Raw genomic sequence first — 339 nt, forward strand, 5'->3', positions numbered from 1 at the left:
TGGAACACCATGCCCACTTCGCGGCGGATCGCCTCGATGTGCTTGAGGTCGCTGGTCAGCTCGGTGCCATCGACCACGATGCGCCCCTGCTGGTGCTCTTCCAGACGGTTGATGCAGCGAATGGTGGTGGACTTGCCCGAGCCGGACGGCCCGCACAACACGATGCGCTCACCCGGTTGCACGCTGAGATTGATGTCCTTGAGCACGTGGAACTGGCCGTACCACTTGTTCACGCCCTGCAGCAGGATCATCGGCTCGGCGCTGGGCTGCTTGATTGCTTCACTCATAAATTCATTCCTCTCGAGCTGTCTCTTATCCACGTCTCCGAGCCCACGAGAC

At 60.5% G+C, this 339-nt stretch carries 1 protein-coding gene; it reads right to left on the minus strand.

Annotation, left to right across the window (positions count from 1 at the left end; genetic code table 11):
- A partial coding sequence (locus tag GYB81_RS23415) for an ATP-binding cassette domain-containing protein (protein ID WP_161897972.1) occupies nt 1-287 on the minus strand: 287 nt, incomplete at its 3' end.
- Nucleotides 288-339: the final 52 nt, after the last annotated feature.

Origin of the sequence: Pseudomonas yangonensis (assembly GCF_009932725.1) — a bacterium.
GTDB lineage: Bacteria > Pseudomonadota > Gammaproteobacteria > Pseudomonadales > Pseudomonadaceae > Aquipseudomonas > Aquipseudomonas yangonensis.